Here is a 19,357-nt window from a genome sequence, read left to right on the forward strand (position 1 = left end):
GCCCGCTACGCGGCCCGGCTGACCGTGTCACCGAGATGATCTCCGCCTACGAAAATCTTGCCAGAGCCACGTTCACTTGTACGCCGACATTGGCTGCGAGTGTGGGCCAGCTCGCGTTGCTGTCGTGGGTGGTCAGCCGGTGATGTCGACGGCTGCCGCTGAATCGCGCTGGTCGGCGATGCCGGCGAGGCGTGCGGTGAGGGCTTGGTAGGTGTACTGGTAGGCGTCGCTGCCGAGCACGACACGGAGCGGAGCCGGTTCGGTCTCGGCGGCGGCGATGATGGCAGCTGCGACCTTGACGGGGTCGCCGGGTGAGGGGCGGGTGCCGGCGGACAGTCCGCGCACCATGGCGGCGGGGGTGTCGTCGTAGGCGGTCATTGGGGTGGCGAGGACGGCGTTGCGGCGGAAGCCGGTGGCGGTGCCGCCCGGCTCGATGATGGTGACGCCGATGCCAAACGGGGCGACTTCAGCGGCGAGGGCTTCCATGAATCCTTCGATGCCGAACTTGCCGGCGCTGTAGAGAGAGCCGCCGGGGCCGGCGGCTTGGCCGCCATAGGTGGAGATCTGCACGATGCGTCCGCCTCGGTCGGCCCGCAGGTGGGGCAGCGCGGCCCTGGCCACGGTGATGGAGCCGGTGAGGTTGGTCGCCAGGTGGTGGGCGATCTGGGCGTCGGTGAATTCCTCTGCCGCGCCGAACATGCCGTAGCCGGCGTTGTTGACCACGACGTCGAGGTGGCCCAGCTTGGCTGCGGCGCGGTCGAAGGTCGTGCGGACCGCGTCGGTGTCGGTCACGTCGAGCTCCGCCGGCCAGAAGGCGTCGCCGTAAGTGGCGGCGATCTCGTGCAGGGCGCCGGTGTTGCGGCCGGTTCCTGCGACGCGGTCGCCCCGCTGGAGGAGCTGTGCTGTCATCTCGCGGCCGAGGCCGCTGGTGACGCCGGTGATGAACCAGGCGCGGGTGCTCACGAGGTCACCTTCTTCGAGGGGGCGGTGAGTGCGTCGGTCAGTGCGGTCACCGCGGTGACGACCGCGGTGCGGTGCGCGGCGGCGCGCTGGGCTTCGGGTTCACCGAGGGGGTTGCGGATGCGAGCGGCGGTGGTGTTCCAGGCCATCACCGCGCCGAGGGCGATCATCATCAGATCGGTGGCCAGGTTGAGGTGGACGCCGTAGCTGGCGGCGATCTCGGTGGCCTTGGCGATGTGGGACTCGATCTCGGCTTCCGAGGCTTCGGGAAACTCCAGCGAACGCCACTGGCTCAGGCGCTGCAGGCCGGGGTCGGCGACCAGCGCGTCGAACAGGGCGCCTGCGTAGCCGGGCAGGTCGTCGGCAGTGATCGGTGCGACGTCGGCGAGGACGCGCAGGCGGTCGGCCATGACCGCGTCGAACAGTGCTTCCTTGGACCCGAAGTAGGCATAGATCCCCTGTTTGTTCGCCGAGGCGGCCTTGGCGATGCGGTCGACTCGGGCACCGGCGAGGCCGACCCGGACGAACTCGTCGTAGGCCGCGTCCAGGAGCCGGGCCTTGGTTGCAGCGGAGTCGTAAGCCATGAACCCAGATTAAACCAACCGTTTGACTTGTGGGAAGGGTGGTCGTAGCGTGGGATCAAGCAAATAAACCAAATGGTTGGATGAGGGAGTGGTCATGGCTTCGAAGACCTGGTTCGTCACGGGTGCGTCGGCCGGAATCGGGCGTGTCGTCACCAAGCAGCTGCTGGAGCGGGGCGACCGTGTCGCGGCGACCGCCCGCCGCCCGGAGGTCCTGTCTGACCTCGCGGACCGCTTCGGTGACCGGCTGTGGACGGCCGCGCTGGACGTCACCGACACCAAGGCGCTCAACGACACCGTCGAGCGCGCCTTCGCCGACCTCGGCCGGATCGACGTCGTCTACTCCAACGCGGGTCGCGGCTCCGTCGGAGCCGCGGAGGAGATGACCGTCGCCTCGATCGACGAGCAGATCGCGCTGAACATGACGGCGCCCATCCACCTGCTGCGCGCCGTGCTCCCGCACTTCCGCGCGCAGGGTGGCGGGCGCTTCATCCAGATGTCGACCATGGGCGCGCACATCACCACCCCCGGCGCGAGCATGTACCACGCCTCGAAGTGGGGAGTGGAGGGCTTCTTCGAGTCCGTGATCCCCGAGGTGGAGCCCTTCGGTGTCGGAATCACGATGGTGGAACCCGGGATCATCCGCACCACCTTCGGCGCCAACCTCGACGTCGCACCGGGCATGCCCGAGTACGCCGACGGCCCGGCCGGGCAGATCCGCGCCTACCTCGCGAGCGTCGACAACGTCACCGCCGAGGCGCCCGGCGATCCGGCCAAGGTCGCCGCCGCGATCATCGCCTCGGCCGACGCCGCCCCCGCGCCCCGACGCCTGGCGCTGGGCAGCGACGCCTACAACGCCATGCGCGCCGCCCTCAGCGGCCGTATCGCCGAGCTGGACGCCGGCAAGCAGACCGCCGCCTCCATCGACTTCTGAGCCCACAACCAGTCCGGCACGAGCGCCGCCAGCACGGCGCCGCCGACACCATCACACCGCCTCCAGGCGATCACGCCTGTCCTCAACCGCTTGAGGAAGATCATCATGTCCAAGGTTCTCGCCATCTTCGGTGCCGGCTCCGGCCTGGGCACCGCCCTGGCCCGCCGCTTCGGCAAAGAAGGCTTCACCATCGCGCTGGTGGCCCGCAGCGCCGACCGGCTGCAGGCCATGGCGACCGAGCTGGCCGCCGACGGCATCGACGCCACCGCCTTCCCGGCCGACCTGTCCGACCCGGCAGGCGCCACCGAGGCCGTGCAGCAGATCAAGGACCGCTACGGCCGCATCGACGTCGTCTCCTACCAGCCGCTGCCCGGCGGGACCGCGTTCGTGCCCGCCGCCGAACTCGACGCCGAACGCCTCGCCCACTGGGTGAACCTGTTCCTGCTCAGCCCCGTCGCCATCGCGCACGCCGTGCTGCCGGAGATGACCGCGCGCGGCACCGGCGGGTTCATCGTGACCGGCGGCTTCACCGCCGCCGACCCGCAGCCCTTCATCAGCGGCATCGGCCCGGCCATGGCCGGCATCCGCAACTTCGTCTACTCCCTGCACGGCGAAGTCGCCGACAGGGGCGTCTACGCCGGGGTCGTGACCCTGTCCGCGCTCATCAAGGACAGCGAGTCCTACAACGCCATGTCCCCCGAGCAGCTCGCCGAGATCACCGGCGGCACCACCGGCATGCACGTCATCGACCCCGCCGACCTCGCCGAGACCTACTGGCGGCTGTTCACCGACCGCACCCAGACCGAGTACCGCTTCCCCGCTCCGCCGGCACAGTAATCAGCTCAGCTCCCACGCCTGGCGGCCGGCCGCGGAGCCAACCGGTCGGCCGCCCATCACTTTTCTTACCGCCGACCGCTACACAACGTGCCGATCACCTACTTCCGACAGGAGAAAGACCATGACTGACCTCACCGGCAAGACCGCCGTGATCACCGGTTCCGCCCGGGGCATCGGCAAGGCCATCGCGCTGCGCTACGCGCAGCTCGGCGCGAACATCGTGATCAACTACTCGTCCAACGCCGCCAACGGCGAGCAGGCGCTCAAGGAAGTCCGCGAGCACGGCGTCCAGGCCATCGCCGTCCAGGCCGACATCTCTAAAGCCGCAGACGTCGACCGTCTCTTCGCCCAGGCCACGCAGCGCTTCGGGTCGATCGACACCGTCGTGGCCAACGCCGGCCTGGAACTCCTCGGGACCCCGATCGCCGACCTCAGCGACGAGCAGATCGACAACATGGTCAACGTCAACGCGCGCGGCGCCCTGCTGACCCTGCAACGAGCCGCGAAGAACACCGCCGACAACGGACGGATCATCTATATCGCCTCCACGGCCATCGCCCACCCGGTCTCCGGCGCGGGCCTGTACACCGCGACCAAGGCCCCCGGCCGCTATTTCGCCGAAGTCCTGGCCCGCGAGGTGGCCGAACGCGGCATCACCGTCAACACCATCGAGCCGGGACCGATCGACGAGGCCGGAGTCTTCATCGACTCCATCCCCACCGACTCGCCGTTCCGCGGTCTCCAGGCCGCGGGCCGCATCGCCGACCGCATCGGCACCCCCAAGGATGTCGCCGACGCCGCCGAATACCTCGCAGGCGACCTCGCCGCCTGGGTCAGCGGCACCACCCTCCTCATCACCGGCGGGCTGCCCCAGTAACCCGGCGCTTCACCCGGCGCTCGCGCCCGCACCACCCGGCAGCCCCACCACCCGATCAGGCCGACGGCGGCGCAGCCGCACCCCGCAGCCGCGCCGCCGCCGACCGGCAAGGAGCATCCCGATGACCGCGACGGAAGAATTCCAGGAGACCACTGCCTACTTGGAGCACGTGGAGACCGCGATGATCGCCACAACGCTCCCGCGCGGAGGCGAGATCATCACTCCGATCTGGGCCGTGACCGTGGACGGCGTGCCGTACATCCGCAGCGGCCACGGCACGCAGGCCAAGTGGTACCGCCGAGCCCTCCAGGCCGGCCGTGCGGACTTCGTCGACGGCACCCGAAGATTCCCCGTTCGTCTCGCGGCGACCGCGGACGCGGCACGGGACACCGCGGTCGACCAGGCGTACATCGACAAGTACCAGACCCTGTGGCCCGGCCCCACCCGCTCCATGACCACCGAACCCGCCCGCACCACCACCCTGCGCCTGCTCTCACCCGACCCCGGCCCAGCCAGATAACCTGCATTGCCCGGGGCGCCGGCCGCGGTACTCGCCCCGCCTGAGCCCGGCCGTCCGTGGGAAGCTCGGCGCTTCACCGTCTCATGGGAATCAAGGAGCTTGATCACCTTTCAGCCCGTGCGGCCGAGTCGTCCCAGGAAGCCGCCTTGACGGCGCTCGGCTCGCTACTGAACTTGATCGGGTGGTGTCGGGCTGTTTGCCGGACAGTGTTCGGGGAGCTTCGGTAGTCCTGGTGGGGTGAGATATCCGCAGGGTGGTGGCTTGACCGAAGCCGAGAGGGCCGGGCGAGAGCAGGTCCGGCTCCAGGCCGTGACCGGCTTCGAGGCTGGCGAGAAGAACCGGGAGATCGCTGCCGCGTTGCGGGTCTCGGAGCGGTCGGTGGAGCGCTGGCGGCGCCAGTGGCGCGAGGAGGGCCTGGCCGGGGTGGCGTCGAAGGGATCGCCTGGCCGGCCCCGGCTGTCAGACATCCAGATAGCGCGGCTGGAGCGGGAGTTGGAGTGCGGTCCGCTGGCCCACGGGTGGGCCGATCAGCGGTGGACGCTGGCCCGGGTGAAGACGATGATCGGCCGCCTGTTCCACATCTCGTACACGGTGGAGGGCACGTGGCGGCTGCTTCGGCGGCACGGATGGTCGTGGCAGCAGCCCGCCCGGCGGGCGATCGAGCGCGACGACGACGCGGTGGAGCTGTGGAGGCGGGAGGTCTGGCCGCGGGTAAGAGCACCGCGGCGGTGAACAACGCCTGGGTGGTCTTCGAGGACGAGGCCGGCCAGTCGATGACGCCGCCGCGTGCCAGGACCTGGGGCCGCCTGGGCGTCACCCCGGTCGTCCGCGTGCGCGGACGCGGTTCGGGTCGGGTCTCGATGGCGGGAATGACCTGCTACAAGCCCGGTGAGCGGTCTCGTCTGATCTACGCGGTCCGCGAGTACCGGGGCCGTAAGGACGAACCGAAGGGTTTCGGCTGGAAGGACTACCGCGGCTTGATCGTCCGTGCCCACATCCAGCTCGGCGGCCCGATCGTCCTGGTGTGGGACAACCTGCGCATGCACCTGGTCGCGCCGCTACGGGAGTTCTTCGCGGCCAACACCGCCTGGCTCACCGTCTTCCAGCTACCGGCCTACGCCCCGGACCTGAACCCGCAGGAGTGCGTCTGGTCGCTGGTCAAACGCGACATCGGCAACCTCGCCGCCGTGGACCTCAGCCAGATCACCCGAGTCGTGAAGCGTCGCCTCAAAAGGATCCAGTGCCGACCGGAGCTGGTCGACGGCTGCCTGACGGCCACGGGTCTGATGCTGGAGGGCTGACGTGCTTCAGTCCTCCCAGTTCGCGTAGTTACCCATCGCGACGTCGTCACACAAGGTCTCCCATAGCCCGTTGTGTGCGAGCGCGGTGTCATCGAGGGTGGCCAGAAGCTCGCGGAGGTCGCCCGCCGCCTCGTCGAATCTGTCCTCCTCGGCTTCTTCGTAGAACGGGAAGCGGGCGATGGTGGCCGCGACGCACCGGTGGAAAGCTTCGAGGTCCCTGTTCACGTGATTGGTGGTCGAAGACTCGGCCATAGGGATGTGCACGATGCGGCGCGAAGCCACTTCGATGGCGATGTGTCCAAACAGGCCGCTGGTCCCGAAGACGACCAACCCGCTCTTGTCCATCCCGCCGAGGACTGCCGCCTCGGCCAACGGTTGGTACTCATAGCCGATCAGCCCCGCCGGTACACCGTTCTGTCGCAGATCGGCGGCGATCTCAGCGGGCACCATCGGTGAGCAGCCGATACGGAGCACAGAGTACTGGGGCAACGGCAACGGCGGCAGGTCTCGAATCACGCGGACATCATCCTCATACTTCCGCGTCATGGGGAAGCCGCGAGCCGGTCCCACCACCGCGCACCAGACCCCGACATCACGGATTCAAGTTCAGTAGCGGGCCCGAGGACGGCGTGCCGTTCCAGGATGAGAACGAGGCGAACAACTACGGCCTCGACCGCGAATCCGACGTCCGTAACAGGCGGAACCGGCGCCGGCCTGATGCCCCGCTCGGAATGATCGACTACATCGACAAGTGGTTCGGTGAGGGAAACCTACGGATCAACTCGAACCGCACGAACAAGTCCCGGCTCAAATCGGTAATCAAGCCCTAGTGGGCGCAATGGACCGTGGAAGACATCACGCCTGTCGACTACGACGCCTTCCGTGATTATGTGAAAGGAAAGTACTCGGAGAACTACTCCAAGAACATCCTCGGCCTGTTCAAGATGCTGATGGACGACGCCGTGGTGAAGTACAAGCTCCGCGACGAAAGCCCAATCGTCGAGCAGCGCCGACGCGGTCTCTACAAGAAGAGGCAGACCCGGCGGGTCAGGAAGCGGCTCCCTATCCAAGCCGTACATCAGATCGCCACGAACGCGCACACCGTATGGGGCTACACCGGCTGGACGTACATCTGGACGATCGCCTTCTCCGGCGCGCGCCCACCCGGGGAAATGTACGGCCTCCAGAGGGGCTACTGCTCCCCGTACTGGCCCGCTTCCGAGCCTGACTCCGTTGTCCGTGAAGAAGCGGAGAAGCGGTACGAGGCACTGCACGCGATGCGGATTCGGTACCAGACTTACGTGGCGGACAGGAAGCCAGTGCTCGCGGCACCCAAGTACGACTCATGGAGAACACTGGTGATCCCGCCCATCCTCCGTGAGACTGGGGCCGCAGCTGGCCTCTCACGCGAAGCCCCGGGCGTTCCTCTCGGTGATGCGCAGGCCCCTACTGGGAACCAATTTCGACCGCGACTACTGGAACCCCCTCCGGGACGGCGCGAAGGAGTGCAACTCCGGCCCGCGGTACGCCCGGTGGGCAAGGCCCGAGATGCCGGCGGTTCCCGAGATGGCAGGGGAGGACATCTACCGGCTGCGGCACTGGGCGAAGGCCAAGCTGGACGAGGCGGGAGACATCCCGCGAGTTGCCATAGAGGTGAGGATGGGGCATGAACTGCCCGGGGTGGAGGGAACATATAGCGAAGTGACGGTCGTAATGGAAGAGCGGATCGTGGAGTACCTCCTGTCTGGGAGAAGGAGGTAGTGGGTGCCGGTCTGTGGACGCCCTCGTCTCCCATGGCGCTTCCAGATGATCTTGTGAATGCCGCTGCGCCGCTGGTCAGCGGCCTTCCTGCGCTGGAGTATGAATGATCGTCTGGATCAACGGTGCGTTCGGAGCGGGCAAGACCAGTACGGCGCGCGAGCTGATCGACATGATCCCTAACAGCACCCTGTACGACCCCGGACTGATCGGTTCCGGGCTGCGGGAGCTGCTGCCGCAGAAGAGACTCGCCGAAGTGAGCGACTTTCAGGACCTGCCCATCTGGCGGCGCCTGGTCGTGGACACCGCCGCCGCGCTGCTCGCCGACGTCGGGGGAGTGCTCGTCGTCCCGATGACCCTGCTGCGGCAGGAGTACCGGGACGAGATATTCGGCGGGCTGGCGGCCCGCCGCATTCCCGTCCGGCATGTGCTCCTGACCTTGGACGAAACGATTTTGCGCGGTCGGATAGCGGACCGTACCCGGGAGGGGGCGGCCGAGAAGGACCCGGCCGGCACCGAGCGCGCCCGGCAGTGGGCGTACGAACACATCGAGCCCTACGACGCCGCGCTCGGCTGGCTCACGGCAGATGCCCTGGTCATCGACACCGGGGGGCTCACGCCGGCGCAGAGCGCGGCGATCGTCGCCGAGTCCGTGCACGCGGGCTCGGCGGGGCTCTGCGAGATCGTGCAGACACCCGAGCCGACGGCGGAGACCGTCGCGGCCGGGGTGCTCCTCTTCGACGAACGGGACCGGGTGCTGCTCGTCGACCCCACCTACAAGCCGGGCTGGGAGTTCCCCGGCGGTGTGGTCGAGCGCGGCGAGGCGCCCGCGCGTGCCGGGATGCGCGAGGTCACCGAGGAGATCGGGATAGAACTCGACCATGTGCCCAGACTGCTGGTGGTCGACTGGGAACCGCCCAGACCGCCCGGCTTCGGCGGTCTGCGGCTGATCTTCGACGGCGGCCGGCTGCCGGACCAGGACGCCGGGCGGCTGCTGCTGCCCGGCTCCGAGCTGCGAGGCTGGCGTTTCGTCACCGAGGACGAGGCGGCCTCGATGCTGCCGCCCGCCCGCTACGAACGGCTGCGGTGGGCCCTAAGGGCCCGGGAGCGGCGGACCGTGCTCAATCTGGAGGCCGGTGTCCCGGTCGGCTGACACGTGCAGCACGGCGGCGGCGTCCGTGGTGCCGTCCGTGACGAGCGGATCGCCATGGCCGAAACAGACCGTCGACGGCGCGAGCGCCGCGAGCCGGATCATGGACCGCTTGGCGCTCTCGCGGTTGACGTTGAACACGCCGAGCATCACCCGGCGTTCGGCGGCGGCCACGGCATCACCCGTGAACAGCACGCCGTGGTACGGCAGATGGACGGCGATGGACCCGTATGTGTGCCCCGGGACATGCACCACCTGGGCGCCGTCGCCGAAGGGCAGCTCGTCGCCGTCCTCCAGCTCACGGTCGACCCGGGTGGGCGGCGCGGGCGGCACCGTCAGCCCGTGCTCGTACAGCGGGATCTCCCAGTCGAGGAGCAGCGGGTCGGGCACCGGCCACTCGCCCCGGATGATCGGCGCGTCGAGCCGGTGCGCCATTATCTCGGCGCCGTACCGCCCGGCCAGCTCCTGCGCCGAGCCCACATGGTCGCGATGGCAGTGGGTGAGGACGATACGGCGCAGATTCGCGGGGGTGAGACCGAGCTCGCGAATGCCGTACTCGATCTCCGGTGCCGCGTAGGCATGACCGGAGTCGATGAGAGTCAGCTCGTTCTCGTCCTGCCACAAGTACGCCTGACCGATGGGGAAACGGAGCATATGCAGCCGTGGACTGATCGCAACGAGATCCATGTGTCGAATGTATGCAGTGCGGAACGGCCGCGCGCGCCACTTCGCAGACGGCGATTTCCGCTTTCCGCAGAATGCCCGGGTGAACCTTCTGCCGGACTCTCCCGTCGGGCCGGTTCGCCTCCGCGGCCCGACGGGTGACGGCTCGGTACGGGCTCAGCCCCGCTTGGAGCGCGCGTAGTTGACCAGGAAGTGCGCCTCGGCCACGGAGAGCCGCTCCAACTCCTGCGGGGACACACTCTCGTTGACCGCGTGGATCTGCGCCTCCGGCTCGCTCAGCCCGATCAACAGGATCTCCGCCGCCGGGTACAGCGAGGCCAGCGTGTTGCAGAGCGGAATGGAGCCGCCCATGCCCGCGGTCTGCATCTCCTCGCCCGGATAGGCGACGCGCATCGCCTCGGCCATCGAGGCGTACGCGGGGCTGGCGGTGTCCGCGCGGAACGGCTGGCCCTGCCCGACCTGCTCGACCGAGACCCGGGCACCCCACGGGGTGTGCGCGTGCAGATGCGCGGTGAGCAGCTTCGTCGCGTGGGCGGCGTCCTGGCCCGGCGGCACCCGCAGGCTGATCTGGGCGCGGGCGGTGGCCTGCAGCGACGGGGTCGCGCCGACCACCGGCGGGCAGTCGATGCCGATCACGGTGACGGCGGGCCGGGCCCAGACCCGGTCGGCGACGGTGCCCCGGCCGATCAGCCCGACACCTTCGAGCACCTTGGCGTCCTTGACGAAGTCGGCCTCGGGATAGTCCAGTCCGTCCCAGTCGGCGTCGGCGGACAGACCGTCCACGGTGGTCGAGCCGTCGTCCGCCCGCAGCGAGGCCAGCACATGGATGAGCGCGGCGAGCGCGTCCGGCGCCGCGCCGCCGAACTGGCCCGAGTGCAGGTTGCCTTCGAGGGTGTCGATCTGGACGCGCAGCATGGTCATCCCGCGCAGCGTCGCCGTGACCGTCGGCAGCCCGACCCGGAAGTTGCCGGTGTCACCGATGACGATCGTGTCCGCGGCCAACAGCTCCGGGTGCTCCTCGGCGTACCGCTCCAGACCTCCGGTGCCCTGCTCCTCCGAGCCCTCCACCACGACCTTGACGCTCACGGGCACGCCGCCGGCCGCCTTGAGCGCGCGCAGCGCGAGCAGATGCATCACGAAGCCGCCCTTGCAGTCGGCGGCCCCGCGTCCGTACCAGCGGCCGTCCCGGTCGGTCAGCTCGAACGGCGGAGTGGCCCAGGCGTTTTCGTCGAGCGGCGGCTGCACGTCGTAGTGGGCGTACAGCAGCACGGTCGGGGCCCCCTCGGGGCCGGGCAGCAAGCCGTAGACGGACTGGGAACCGTCCGGGGTGTCCAGCGCCGCGACGTCCTGGAAACCCTCGGCCCGCAGGGCGTCCGCGACCCACGCGGCGGCGGCCTCGCACTCGCTCCGTGGGAACTGCGCGGGATCCGCCACCGACCGGAAGGCCACCAGCTCCGCCAGTTCCGCCCGTGCGCGCGGCATCAGCGAGGCGACTGTTTCGGCGATCGGAGTGACGGACATGGGCACGCTCCCGGCGGGTACGACGTTGTGTGTTTGTGTGGGTGTCGAAGACAGGGCCGATCCTGCCACAACGGACCGGGCCCGCAGGCGCCGTAGGATGCCGTGCGACAGCAAGGGCCACCGGTCGGATCAGGAGCAGAAGCACATCGTGAGCAGCGAGAACGCAGACGCCGGAAGTGAATCTGGAAGCGCGCCCGGGACCGGTCCCGAGGCGGGTCCGGCGGGTGAGCACGACCGGACGGTGTGGGACGTCGTCGTGGTCGGCGCGGGCCCGGCGGGAGCGTCCGCGGCCTACGCGGCGGCTGTCGCGGGCCGTCAGGTGCTGCTCCTGGAGAAGGCGGAGTTGCCCCGCTACAAGACCTGCGGAGGCGGCATCATCGGCCCCTCGCGCGATTCGCTGCCACCCGGCTTCGAACTGCCGCTGCGCGACCGGGTGCACGCGGTCACGTTCTCGATGAACGGCAGGCTGGCCCGCACCCGGCGCTCCCGCCGCATGCTGTTCGGGCTGATCAACAGGCCCGAGTTCGACGCGAGTCTGGTCGAGCACGCGCAGAAGGCGGGCGCCGTGCTCCGTACCGGCGCCTCGGTCTCCCGCGTCCAGCAGCACGGCCCGGCCGTGCCCGACCGCCGTACGGTCGCCGTGGTCCTGTCCGACGGCGAGACGGTCCTGGCGCGGGCGGTGGTCGGCGCCGACGGCAGCGCGGGCCGGATAGGCGCTCATGTCGGGGTCAAGCTGGACCAGGTGGACCTCGGTCTGGAGCTGGAGATCCCGGTGCCGCCGACGGTCGCCGAGGACTGGGCGGGGCGGGTCCTCATCGACTGGGGCCCGCTGCCGGGAAGTTACGGCTGGGTCTTCCCCAAGGGCGACACGCTCACCGTGGGTGTCATCTCGGCGCGTGGCGACGGCGCGGCGACGAAGCGCTATCTGGAGGACTTCGTCGCCAAGCAGGGGCTCGCCGGCTTCGAGCCCGCGATCTCGTCGGGCCATCTGACGCGCTGCCGCAGCGACGACTCGCCGCTCTCCCGCGGCCGGGTGCTGGTCTGCGGTGACGCGGCGGGTCTGCTGGAGCCGTGGACCAGGGAAGGAATCTCCTTCGCGCTGCGCTCGGGGCGGCTCGCGGGGGAGTGGGCGGTACGGATCTCCGAGGCGCACGACGCGGTGGACGCCCGTCGTCAGGCGCTGAACTACGCCTTCGCGATCAAGGCGGGTCTCGGTGTCGAGATGAGCGTTGGCCGCCGGATGCTGTCCGTCTTCGAACGCAGGCCGGGGGTGCTGCACGCGGCGATCACGGGATTCCGGCCCGCGTGGAAGGCGTTCGCCGACATCACGCGCGGGGCGACCTCGCTGGGTGGTCTCGTACGGACCCATCCGCTGGCCCGGCGCGCGCTGGACCTGCTGGACCGGCCGAAGGCGGGTACGGCACAGGGCCCGGAGAAGAGCGGCGAGCAGGAGCGGACGCGGGAAGACGAGGACCGCGACAAGGACCCGAAGGACGACGCGGTCACGCCGTAGCCCTGGGGGCCCGGGCCCGGGCCCGGGCAGTTGCGGGTGGGCGCGGGGCCCCCGGCCGGGCGGCGGAGGCGGCCCACGTCGCCGCGCCGTACTCCACGGGGAGTACGCGAGATCGCCACGCCCGGCGGACGCCCCGGGCCCGGTGGCCTGTTTAGCGTGACGGGTATGGAAGAGCAGATCAGGCGCATCGGATTCGGTCCCCCCTGGGCCAGGGGCCGATACGTGCCGGGCGCCGACGGGGCGGGAGACGGCCCGGCCGGCGGGCGGAAGCTGGGGCGGCTGCCCTGGTTCAGCAGCGTCCTGATCGCCGTCTTCGTCTCGGTCGGCTCGGGTTTCGCTTCGCAGGTCCAGGCGGACCGGGAGCCCCTCGACGCGTTCGCCCGCGCCCTGCTGCTCGTCGGGCCCGCCCTGCTCCTGGTGCGCTACCGGTATCCGGTCCTCTGCGTCTTCGGCGTCGCCGTCTCGGCGATGCTCTATCTCGGCGCCGGCTACGCCTACGGCCCGATCTTCGTCACCGTCGCGGTCGCCTGCTTCGCGGCGATCGTCTCCGGGCACCGACGGGCGGCCTGGTGGGCGATCGGTCTCCTCTGGGCGAGCCATCTGCTCGCCGGCCACCTGCTCTATCCGTACCTGCCACCGAGCGGCGACGCCGGCGCGCCCTGGGGACCCGAAGTGGGTGTCGCCGCCTGGGTCACGGCCGTGCTCGTCGGCTCCGAACTCGTCAGGGTGCGCCGCGAGCAGTGGATCCACGACCGGCAGGAGCGCGCCGCCGCCGAGGCGCGCCGCGCCGACGAGGAGCGGCTGCGGATCGCGCGCGAACTCCACGACGTGCTCGCCCACTCCATCTCGGTCATCAACGTCCAGGCGGGCGTGGGACTCGCCCTCCTCGACTCCGACCCCGAGCAGGCCCGCACCGCCCTCACCACGATCAAGGCCGCGAGCAAGGAAGCGCTGGGCGAGGTACGGCAGGTCCTCGACACGCTCCGGACCTCCGGCGACGCCCCCCGTACGCCCGCGCCCGGACTCGACCGGCTCCCCGAACTGGTCGAGCAGGCGGCCGGCGCCGGGCTGAGTGTCGGACTCGAAACCGAGGGTGACCCTGTCGCGCTCTCGCCGGGCGCCGATCTGGCGGCCTTCCGCATCATCCAGGAAGCCCTCACCAACGTGGTGCGCCACTCGGGCTCCCGTACCGCGCATGTCCGGGTCGGCTACGGCGGCGGTCTGCTCACCCTCCGTATCGACGACACGGGCCCCGCCACCGGTGACGAGGCCGGCGGCAGCGGCAACGGGCTGGTCGGAATGCGGGAGCGTGCGACCGCCCTCGGTGGCACCATCGAGGCGGGCCCCCGCCCCGACGGCGGGTTCCGTGTGCGGGCCTCCCTTCCACTGAAGCCGAAGGAGACACCGTGATCCGTGTCCTGCTCGCCGACGACCAGTCACTGGTACGGGCAGGCTTCCGCGCGCTGCTCGACGCCCAGCCGGACATCGAGGTCGCGGGCGAGGCGGCCGACGGCGAGGAGGCGCTGCGCAAAGTACGCGAACTCGCCCCGGACGTCGTCCTGATGGACATCCGGATGCCGGTGATGGACGGGCTCGACGCCACTCGCCGGATCACCGGGGACGGCGGACTCGACGAGGTGAAGGTGGTCATGCTCACCACCTTCGAACTCGACGAGTACGTCTTCGAGGCGCTCCGCTCCGGCGCCTCGGGCTTTCTCGTCAAGGACACCGAACCGGAGGAACTGCTGCGCGCCGTAAGGGCGGTGGTGGACGGCGACGCGCTGCTGTCGCCCGGTGTGACCCGGCGCCTGATCGCGGAGTTCGCCTCACGCTCCAAGGTGCCGACGTCCATGGACGGTCTCGGTGAACTCACCGAGCGGGAGCGGGAGGTGATGGCTCTCGTCGGGATCGGGCTCTCGAACGAGGAGATCGCCCGCAGACTGGTCGTCAGCCCGCTCACCGCCAAGACGCATGTGAGCCGGACGATGGTGAAGCTCGGCGCCCGAGACCGGGCCCAACTGGTCGTCAGGGCCTACGAGTCGGGGCTGGTACGGCCCGGCTGGCTCGGCTGACGGCCGCTGGCGGCTGCCCCGTTCAGGCTTCGCGGGGAGTGCGCGCGTGGCCGGTCTTGTCGCTCAGCGCGCGGACGAACGCCCCGATGGCAGCCGCCTGGATGACTATGGAGGCGATGAGCGCCACGTAGCCGAAAGCGGACGACGAGGCGAACGAGTCGCCGATCAGCGATCCGCCGGCGAAGAAGAGGAAAACGGTCGGCGCGGCGAGGAAGAACAGCCACACCCCCGCGAACGACGCGTCGTCGTGGTGCACGAACAGCGTGTCGACGGCGACGAAGACCGCTGTCGCGGCGACCACGGCGAGATAGATCTGCGAGGCCCGGTTGCCGTAGATCAGCCGGGCGGGGCCCTGGGCGAGCCGGGCCAGTGCGTTCAGGCGTCCTGACTTCATGGTGCGTTCTCCTGTGTCGGTTGGATGCCTCCATCGTGGGACGGACCGAACCGATGTGCCTGAGTACGGCTACTCATCCCTCCTGGTGCGCCGAGCGGTCCGGTACGTCCGTGGAGACGCGTGCCCGGACCTGACCGGCGCAGACATCCGCGGGGACATCGTTGTGGACATCCGTGTGGACATCCGTCGGCTGGGCGGCTTCCTTCGGCTCGTGCGCCGAGACGTCGCGCGCCGAGTACGCGATGAGTGCCGCGGCGGCGGCCAGCAGGGCGACGGTGGTGAGGGCGACGGGCAGGGAGAACCAATCGGCGAGGAAGCCGATCGCGGGCGGTCCCAGCAGCATGCCGCCGTACCCCAGTGTGGACGCGGCGGCGACGCCGCTCGGGCCCGCGAGCGCACCGGCCCTGGCGACGGCCACCGGGAAGATGTTGGCGAGGCCGAGTCCGGTGACCGCGAAACCGAGCAGGGCGAGCCAGGTCGTCGGGGCGAGGGCGCCGAGGAGCATGCCGAGCGCGGCGAGCACACCGCCGGTGACCAGAGTGCGGGTCTGGCCGAGGCGTTCGAGCAGGGCCGTACCGGACAGCCGTCCCACCGTCATGGCGAGGGCGAAGAGCGAGTACCCGGCGGCCGCGAGCCCGGCGCCGGCGCCCAGGTCCTGGGCGAGGTGCAGGGCACCCCAGTCGGCGAGAGCGCCTTCTCCGTACGCGGTGCACAGCGCGATCACCCCGAAGAGGACGACCAGTCCGCGCGTGCGCCGGTCGAGCTGCCGGGGGGCCGCCTTTTCCTTCGGCCGGTCCTTCGGGTCGGCGGCCGCGGCGGCACCTGGTGCCGTGGGCGCCGCGTGGCGCAGCAGCGAGGGACCGGCGAGCACGGTGACGAGCAGGCCGACGCCCGTGAGGGCGAGGAGGTGCGCCGACGCCGAGAGACCGCCGGCCACCAGACCCCCGAGCCCCGCGCCCGCCATACCGCCCAGACTGAACGCCGCGTGGAAGCTGGACATCACTGGACGGCGCATCGCGGCCACGAGATCGACCGCCGCGCTGTTCATCGAGACGTTGAGCGAGCCGTACGCGGCACCGAAAACGAGCAGGACCAGGCCCAGCGTCAGCGCCGAGTGCGTCCGCGCGGGCAGCGCGATGCTCATCGCCAGCAGCAGCGAGCTGACCACCGTCACCGGGTGGCTGCCGAACCGTCGGCACATCCGCCCCGTGAACATCATCGTGACCACGGCACCGGCGGAGACCCCGAGGAGGGCCAGACCGAGGTCGCTCGCCGACGCGCCGGTCTGCTCCTTGATGGCCGGGATACGGACGACCCAGCCGGCGAAGAGGAAACCGTCCAGGGCGAAGAACACGGTCAGAGTGGTACGCAGACGCGTGAGGCCGGCGAGCGGGGCGTCGGTGGCGGGGTCTCCGCCGCGACCACCCGCCAGGGCCGTCCGGAGTTTGTTTAGTATCGGCACAAAAGAAGGATAGGGGCCCGGGGCCGATCCTTACAAGGCGGCGGTTCACGGACGGGATCATGGGAGACTCACCCATATGAACGGCAAGGCAACGACGACCAGAACACGACTGGAGAGAGGCCGCAGCGCCCTGGGCCCCGCACTGGAACTGGTCCACACAGGCCGCGCGCCCACCCGGGCCGTGCTCACATCGGAGCTGGGTGTCACCCGCGCGACGGCCGGCGCCGTCGCCGCCGAACTCGAAGCGCTCGGTCTGATCCGGGTCGACTCCCGCCCCGGCGCCGCCGCCGGCTCGCAGGGCCGCCCCTCGCACCGTCTCGCCGTGGACGACACGGGCCCCGTGGTCCTCGCCGCCCAGGTCCACGCCGACGGCTTCCGCGCCGCCCTCGTCGCCCTCGGGGGCCGTACGGTCGCCACCGCGCCCGGCTGCGTCACCGTCTCCTCCGACCCCGCCCAGGTGCTCGGCGAGGTCGTCGCCGAGGGCGCCGCCCTGCTGCGCGAGAGCGGCCGGCGCTGTGTGGGAGCCGGTCTCGCCGTCCCCTCGGCGGTCGCCGAACCGGAAGGCACCGCGCTCAATCCGCTGCACCTCGCCTGGCCGGCGGGCGCCCCCGTACGCGACCTCTTCGTCGAGCAGGTACGCGCCGCCGGTATCGAGGGTCCCGCCTTCACCGGCAACGACGTCAACCTGGCCGCCCTCGCCGAACACCGGCACGGCGCGGGCCGGGGCTCCACCCAACTCCTCTGCGTCGCGACGGGGCATCGAGGCGTCGGCGGCGCGCTCGTCGTGGACGGCCGGCTGCACACGGGAAGTTCGGGACTGGCGCTGGAAGTCGGCCATCTGACCGTCAACCCCGAGGGCAGGCCCTGCCATTGCGGCAGCCGGGGCTGTCTGGACGTCGAGACCGACCCGCTGGCGTTCCTCGACGCGGCCGGCCGGGACCCCGGGCCCGAGGGGTCGCTGCTCGAACAGTCGCGGGACCTGCTCCGTACGGAGTACGCCGACCGGTCCGTACGTGCGGCGGCCGAGGAACTGATCGACCGGCTGGGCCTGGGGCTCGCCGGACTGGTGAACATCCTCAACCCGGACCGCGTCATCCTCGGCGGTCTGCACCGCGAACTGCTCGACGCCGACCCGGCCAGGCTGCGCGCCGTCGTCGCCGACCGCAGCCTGTGGGGCCGCAGCGGAAGCGTGCCGATCCTCGCCTGCACGCTCGACCACAACAGCCTGGTCGGCGCGGCCGAACTGGCCTGGCAGCCGGTCCTGGACGACCCTCTGGCCGCACTGACCTGACCGGGCCCCGCCGGTTCGGACGGGTTCGGACCTGGTTCCGACCGGAGCCGGGCGGTGCCCGACCGGTCCCGCCCTCGCGCGGGTCCGGGCCCCCGTGCCGCCCACCACCCGTCCGGCCGCACCCCGGACGGTTCACCACCCCATCGCGGGTAGGTCACCACCCATGACCGAGAAGCCGTCCGGTGCGGAACCCCCTCCGCCACCCCCGCCGCGCTGGTTCCAGCGCCTCGACCGGTGGCTGCGCGCCTCACCGCTCGGGCTCGGCTGGACCCGCGGGCGCGATATGGAGCTGATGCACCGGTCCATGGGTTTCGCGGCGCTCGGATTCCTCACCCTCGTCCCGGTGCTGGTCCTCGTCGCGGCGGCCGAACCCGACAGCGGCCAGGGCTTCGCGCGCTGGCTCGGTCAGGCCATCGGCGTCACCCGCGAGTCCCAGACGCAGGTGGAGAAACTGTTCGGGGTACCCGACACCGCGCTCCAGCGCACCACCGCCTTCGGTCTCGCCGCGCTCGCCGTCTTCGGACTGACCTTCGGCTCCGCCCTCCAGACCGGCTACGAGAAGGTCTGGGACCTGCCCACCGCGCGCTGGCACACCATGTGGCGCCATGTCGTCTTCCTCGCCCTGCTGGTCCTCGCGGTGCTCGGCTTCACCAACACCCCCAGTCCCGACGGCCCCGTCGTCGGACCCCTGGTGGTCGTCGTGCTGGACGTCATCGGCACGTTCCTCTTCTTCTGGATCGCCCAGCGCCTGCTGCTCGGCGGGCGCGTCCGCTGGAGCGCCCTGTTGCCCGGCGCCGCGGCCACCACCATCGGCCTGCTCGGCCTGCGCGGTTTCTCGCAGCTCGTCTTCTCGCCGCTGATCGCCTCCAGCGCCGTCACCTACGGCCCGTTCGGGACCGTCCTGGTCGTCCAGTCCTGGCTCGTCGGCGTCGGAGTCGTCGTCTACGGAGGTGCGCTGGTCGGCCGCCTCGCCCACGACGGCCGGGTGTTCCGCCGTCTGAAGGACTCCGACGAGAGCTGAACCCGCCCCGGGGAGCAGCCCTGCCGGGCCCGCGTACTCCCCGGGGGGTACCCGTACTGCCGCTGGCCGTACGACGACTCGGACCCCCTCCCGGCGCGAACCTCGGAAGCGACAGAGAAAGTCGCGAGTCGCGAACCGAGGAGATGGTCAGGATGAACACCCTTGCGCACAGTGGCGGACCCGGCCCCTGGATCCTGTTGTTCCCGCTCGTCTGGGCAGCCGTGATCGCCGGTGGCATCACCCTCCTGCGCCGCACCGTCTGGCGCGGACGCCGGGGCGGACCCCCGTGGCGGTCCGGCAGTTTCGGCCGTGACGTACGGGACGCCCGGGACCTGCGGGACACGACCGACGCGCAGTCGCCGATCGCGATGCTGGGGCGGCGGTTCGCCTCCGGTGAGATCGACGAGGACGAGTACTGGCGCCGGCTCTCCGTCCTGGACGAGCAGTTCGGCCGTACGGGCAAGGGCGGTGCGGCGTGAGC

At 70.5% G+C, this 19,357-nt stretch carries 21 protein-coding genes; 14 read left to right on the forward strand and 7 right to left on the reverse strand.

Annotated features, from left to right (window positions below; genetic code table 11):
- Positions 1-132: 132 nt before the first annotated feature.
- Positions 133-963 carry an SDR family oxidoreductase gene (locus IEY79_RS02700; protein ID WP_189105639.1) on the reverse strand — a complete coding sequence of 277 codons (831 nt, stop codon included), beginning with the start codon at positions 961-963 and terminating at the stop codon, positions 133-135.
- Positions 960-1,544, reverse strand: coding sequence for a TetR/AcrR family transcriptional regulator (locus tag IEY79_RS02705; protein ID WP_189105640.1), 585 nt, complete (start codon positions 1,542-1,544; stop codon positions 960-962). Before IEY79_RS02705 ends, IEY79_RS02700 begins: the two co-directional genes overlap by 4 nt.
- 94 nt (positions 1,545-1,638) lie before the next feature.
- Here IEY79_RS02705 and IEY79_RS02710 point away from each other — a divergent pair, with 94 nt between their 5' ends.
- The 5 genes from IEY79_RS02710 (at position 1,639) to IEY79_RS38595 (ending at position 6,010) form a co-directional block, all read left to right on the forward strand.
- Positions 1,639-2,475, forward strand: coding sequence for an SDR family oxidoreductase (locus IEY79_RS02710; protein WP_189105641.1), 837 nt, complete (start codon positions 1,639-1,641; stop codon positions 2,473-2,475).
- 105 nt (positions 2,476-2,580) lie between these two features.
- Positions 2,581-3,312 (forward strand): SDR family NAD(P)-dependent oxidoreductase, encoded by a 732-nt coding sequence (locus IEY79_RS02715; RefSeq protein ID WP_189105642.1) that lies wholly within the window; start codon positions 2,581-2,583, stop codon positions 3,310-3,312.
- Between the two features lie 121 nt (positions 3,313-3,433).
- Positions 3,434-4,189, forward strand: a complete 756-nt coding sequence (locus tag IEY79_RS02720; protein WP_189105643.1) for an SDR family NAD(P)-dependent oxidoreductase — start codon at positions 3,434-3,436, stop codon at positions 4,187-4,189.
- A 121-nt stretch (positions 4,190-4,310) separates the two neighbouring features.
- Positions 4,311-4,709: a DUF2255 family protein gene (locus IEY79_RS02725; protein WP_189105644.1), complete on the forward strand. Its 399-nt coding sequence runs from the start codon at positions 4,311-4,313 to the stop codon at positions 4,707-4,709.
- A 237-nt stretch (positions 4,710-4,946) separates the two neighbouring features.
- Positions 4,947-6,010 (forward strand): IS630 family transposase gene (locus IEY79_RS38595; RefSeq protein WP_444544898.1). Its coding sequence is split into 2 segments (ribosomal slippage): positions 4,947-5,394 and positions 5,394-6,010, totalling 1,065 coding nucleotides; the frame shifts between segments, so codons are not numbered across the junction.
- A 6-nt stretch (positions 6,011-6,016) separates the two neighbouring features.
- Here IEY79_RS38595 and IEY79_RS02740 read toward each other — a convergent pair.
- Positions 6,017-6,526 carry an SUKH-4 family immunity protein gene (locus IEY79_RS02740; RefSeq protein ID WP_189105647.1) on the reverse strand — a complete coding sequence of 170 codons (510 nt, stop codon included), beginning with the start codon at positions 6,524-6,526 and terminating at the stop codon, positions 6,017-6,019.
- 113 nt (positions 6,527-6,639) lie between these two features.
- On the opposite strand from IEY79_RS02740, the gene IEY79_RS02745 reads away from it, so the two are divergent.
- The 3 genes from IEY79_RS02745 to IEY79_RS02755 all read left to right on the forward strand — a co-directional run bounded on the left by IEY79_RS02745 (position 6,640) and on the right by IEY79_RS02755 (position 8,921).
- The gene (locus IEY79_RS02745) at positions 6,640-6,840 is read left to right on the forward strand and encodes a hypothetical protein (protein ID WP_189105648.1); all 201 of its coding nucleotides are present in this window, start codon (positions 6,640-6,642) and stop codon (positions 6,838-6,840) included.
- A 547-nt stretch (positions 6,841-7,387) separates the two neighbouring features.
- Positions 7,388-7,771 (forward strand): hypothetical protein, encoded by a 384-nt coding sequence (locus tag IEY79_RS02750; RefSeq protein WP_189105649.1) that lies wholly within the window; start codon positions 7,388-7,390, stop codon positions 7,769-7,771.
- Positions 7,772-7,874: 103 nt separating this feature from the next.
- Positions 7,875-8,921, forward strand: coding sequence for an NUDIX hydrolase (locus tag IEY79_RS02755; protein WP_189105650.1), 1,047 nt, complete (start codon positions 7,875-7,877; stop codon positions 8,919-8,921).
- Here the strand turns inward: IEY79_RS02755 and IEY79_RS02760 are convergent.
- Complete coding sequence (locus IEY79_RS02760) at positions 8,862-9,605, reverse strand: MBL fold metallo-hydrolase (protein WP_189105651.1); 744 nt, start codon at positions 9,603-9,605, stop codon at positions 8,862-8,864. The two genes, IEY79_RS02755 and IEY79_RS02760, sit on opposite strands and share 60 nt — an antisense overlap.
- Before the next feature lie 153 nt (positions 9,606-9,758).
- Positions 9,759-11,123: a dipeptidase gene (locus IEY79_RS02765; RefSeq protein WP_189105652.1), complete on the reverse strand. Its 1,365-nt coding sequence runs from the start codon at positions 11,121-11,123 to the stop codon at positions 9,759-9,761.
- Positions 11,124-11,271: 148 nt separating this feature from the next.
- On the opposite strand from IEY79_RS02765, the gene IEY79_RS02770 reads away from it, so the two are divergent.
- The 3 genes from IEY79_RS02770 to IEY79_RS02780 all read left to right on the forward strand — a co-directional run bounded on the left by IEY79_RS02770 (position 11,272) and on the right by IEY79_RS02780 (position 14,708).
- On the forward strand, positions 11,272-12,636 hold the full coding sequence (locus tag IEY79_RS02770; RefSeq protein ID WP_373292451.1) for a geranylgeranyl reductase family protein: 1,365 nt from the start codon (positions 11,272-11,274) through the stop codon (positions 12,634-12,636).
- A gap of 165 nt (positions 12,637-12,801) precedes the next feature.
- On the forward strand, positions 12,802-14,046 hold the full coding sequence (locus IEY79_RS02775) for a sensor histidine kinase (RefSeq protein ID WP_189105653.1): 1,245 nt from the start codon (positions 12,802-12,804) through the stop codon (positions 14,044-14,046).
- Positions 14,043-14,708 (forward strand): response regulator transcription factor, encoded by a 666-nt coding sequence (locus IEY79_RS02780; protein WP_189105654.1) that lies wholly within the window; start codon positions 14,043-14,045, stop codon positions 14,706-14,708. The genes IEY79_RS02775 and IEY79_RS02780 overlap by 4 nt, the downstream gene beginning before the upstream one ends.
- Before the next feature lie 22 nt (positions 14,709-14,730).
- Here the strand turns inward: IEY79_RS02780 and IEY79_RS02785 are convergent, their stop codons facing one another.
- Together IEY79_RS02785 and IEY79_RS02790 are read right to left on the reverse strand one after the other, a co-directional pair.
- Positions 14,731-15,102 (reverse strand): SCO4225 family membrane protein, encoded by a 372-nt coding sequence (locus IEY79_RS02785; protein ID WP_189105655.1) that lies wholly within the window; start codon positions 15,100-15,102, stop codon positions 14,731-14,733.
- A gap of 73 nt (positions 15,103-15,175) precedes the next feature.
- A complete protein-coding gene (locus IEY79_RS02790) occupies positions 15,176-16,564 on the reverse strand; it encodes an MFS transporter (protein WP_189105656.1) in 1,389 nt (462 codons plus the stop codon).
- 76 nt (positions 16,565-16,640) lie between these two features.
- Here IEY79_RS02790 and IEY79_RS02795 point away from each other — a divergent pair, with 76 nt between their 5' ends.
- The 3 genes from IEY79_RS02795 to IEY79_RS02805 all read left to right on the forward strand — a co-directional run bounded on the left by IEY79_RS02795 (position 16,641) and on the right by IEY79_RS02805 (position 19,355).
- Entirely contained in the window at positions 16,641-17,855 is a 1,215-nt protein-coding gene (locus tag IEY79_RS02795; protein ID WP_189105657.1) for an ROK family protein, read from the forward strand.
- 163 nt (positions 17,856-18,018) lie between these two features.
- A complete protein-coding gene (locus tag IEY79_RS02800; RefSeq protein ID WP_189105658.1) occupies positions 18,019-18,876 on the forward strand; it encodes a YhjD/YihY/BrkB family envelope integrity protein in 858 nt (285 codons plus the stop codon).
- A 152-nt stretch (positions 18,877-19,028) separates the two neighbouring features.
- Positions 19,029-19,355: an SHOCT domain-containing protein gene (locus IEY79_RS02805; RefSeq protein WP_189105659.1), complete on the forward strand. Its 327-nt coding sequence runs from the start codon at positions 19,029-19,031 to the stop codon at positions 19,353-19,355.
- The last annotated feature ends 2 nt before the right edge of the window (positions 19,356-19,357 follow it).

The sequence above is a fragment of the Streptomyces camponoticapitis genome (genome assembly GCF_014646115.1).
In the GTDB taxonomy this organism is placed as follows: Bacteria; Actinomycetota; Actinomycetes; order Streptomycetales; family Streptomycetaceae; genus Streptomyces; species Streptomyces camponoticapitis.

Bases quoted from the DNA above. Each gene is read 5' to 3' on its own strand.
- IEY79_RS02705 (WP_189105640.1), bottom strand. From the start codon at position 1,544: ATGGCTTACGACTCCGCTGCAACCAAGGCCCGGCTCCTGGACGCGGCC.
- IEY79_RS02710 (WP_189105641.1), top strand. From the start codon at position 1,639: ATGGCTTCGAAGACCTGGTTCGTCACGGGTGCGTCGGCCGGAATCGGG.
- IEY79_RS02715 (WP_189105642.1), top strand. From the start codon at position 2,581: ATGTCCAAGGTTCTCGCCATCTTCGGTGCCGGCTCCGGCCTGGGCACC.
- IEY79_RS02720 (WP_189105643.1), top strand. From the start codon at position 3,434: ATGACTGACCTCACCGGCAAGACCGCCGTGATCACCGGTTCCGCCCGG.
- IEY79_RS02725 (WP_189105644.1), top strand. From the start codon at position 4,311: ATGACCGCGACGGAAGAATTCCAGGAGACCACTGCCTACTTGGAGCAC.
- IEY79_RS02755 (WP_189105650.1), top strand. From the start codon at position 7,875: ATGATCGTCTGGATCAACGGTGCGTTCGGAGCGGGCAAGACCAGTACG.
- IEY79_RS02760 (WP_189105651.1), bottom strand. From the start codon at position 9,605: ATGGATCTCGTTGCGATCAGTCCACGGCTGCATATGCTCCGTTTCCCC.
- IEY79_RS02765 (WP_189105652.1), bottom strand. From the start codon at position 11,123: ATGTCCGTCACTCCGATCGCCGAAACAGTCGCCTCGCTGATGCCGCGC.
- IEY79_RS02775 (WP_189105653.1), top strand. From the start codon at position 12,802: ATGGAAGAGCAGATCAGGCGCATCGGATTCGGTCCCCCCTGGGCCAGG.
- IEY79_RS02785 (WP_189105655.1), bottom strand. From the start codon at position 15,102: ATGAAGTCAGGACGCCTGAACGCACTGGCCCGGCTCGCCCAGGGCCCC.
- IEY79_RS02795 (WP_189105657.1), top strand. From the start codon at position 16,641: ATGAACGGCAAGGCAACGACGACCAGAACACGACTGGAGAGAGGCCGC.
- IEY79_RS02800 (WP_189105658.1), top strand. From the start codon at position 18,019: ATGACCGAGAAGCCGTCCGGTGCGGAACCCCCTCCGCCACCCCCGCCG.
- IEY79_RS02805 (WP_189105659.1), top strand. From the start codon at position 19,029: ATGAACACCCTTGCGCACAGTGGCGGACCCGGCCCCTGGATCCTGTTG.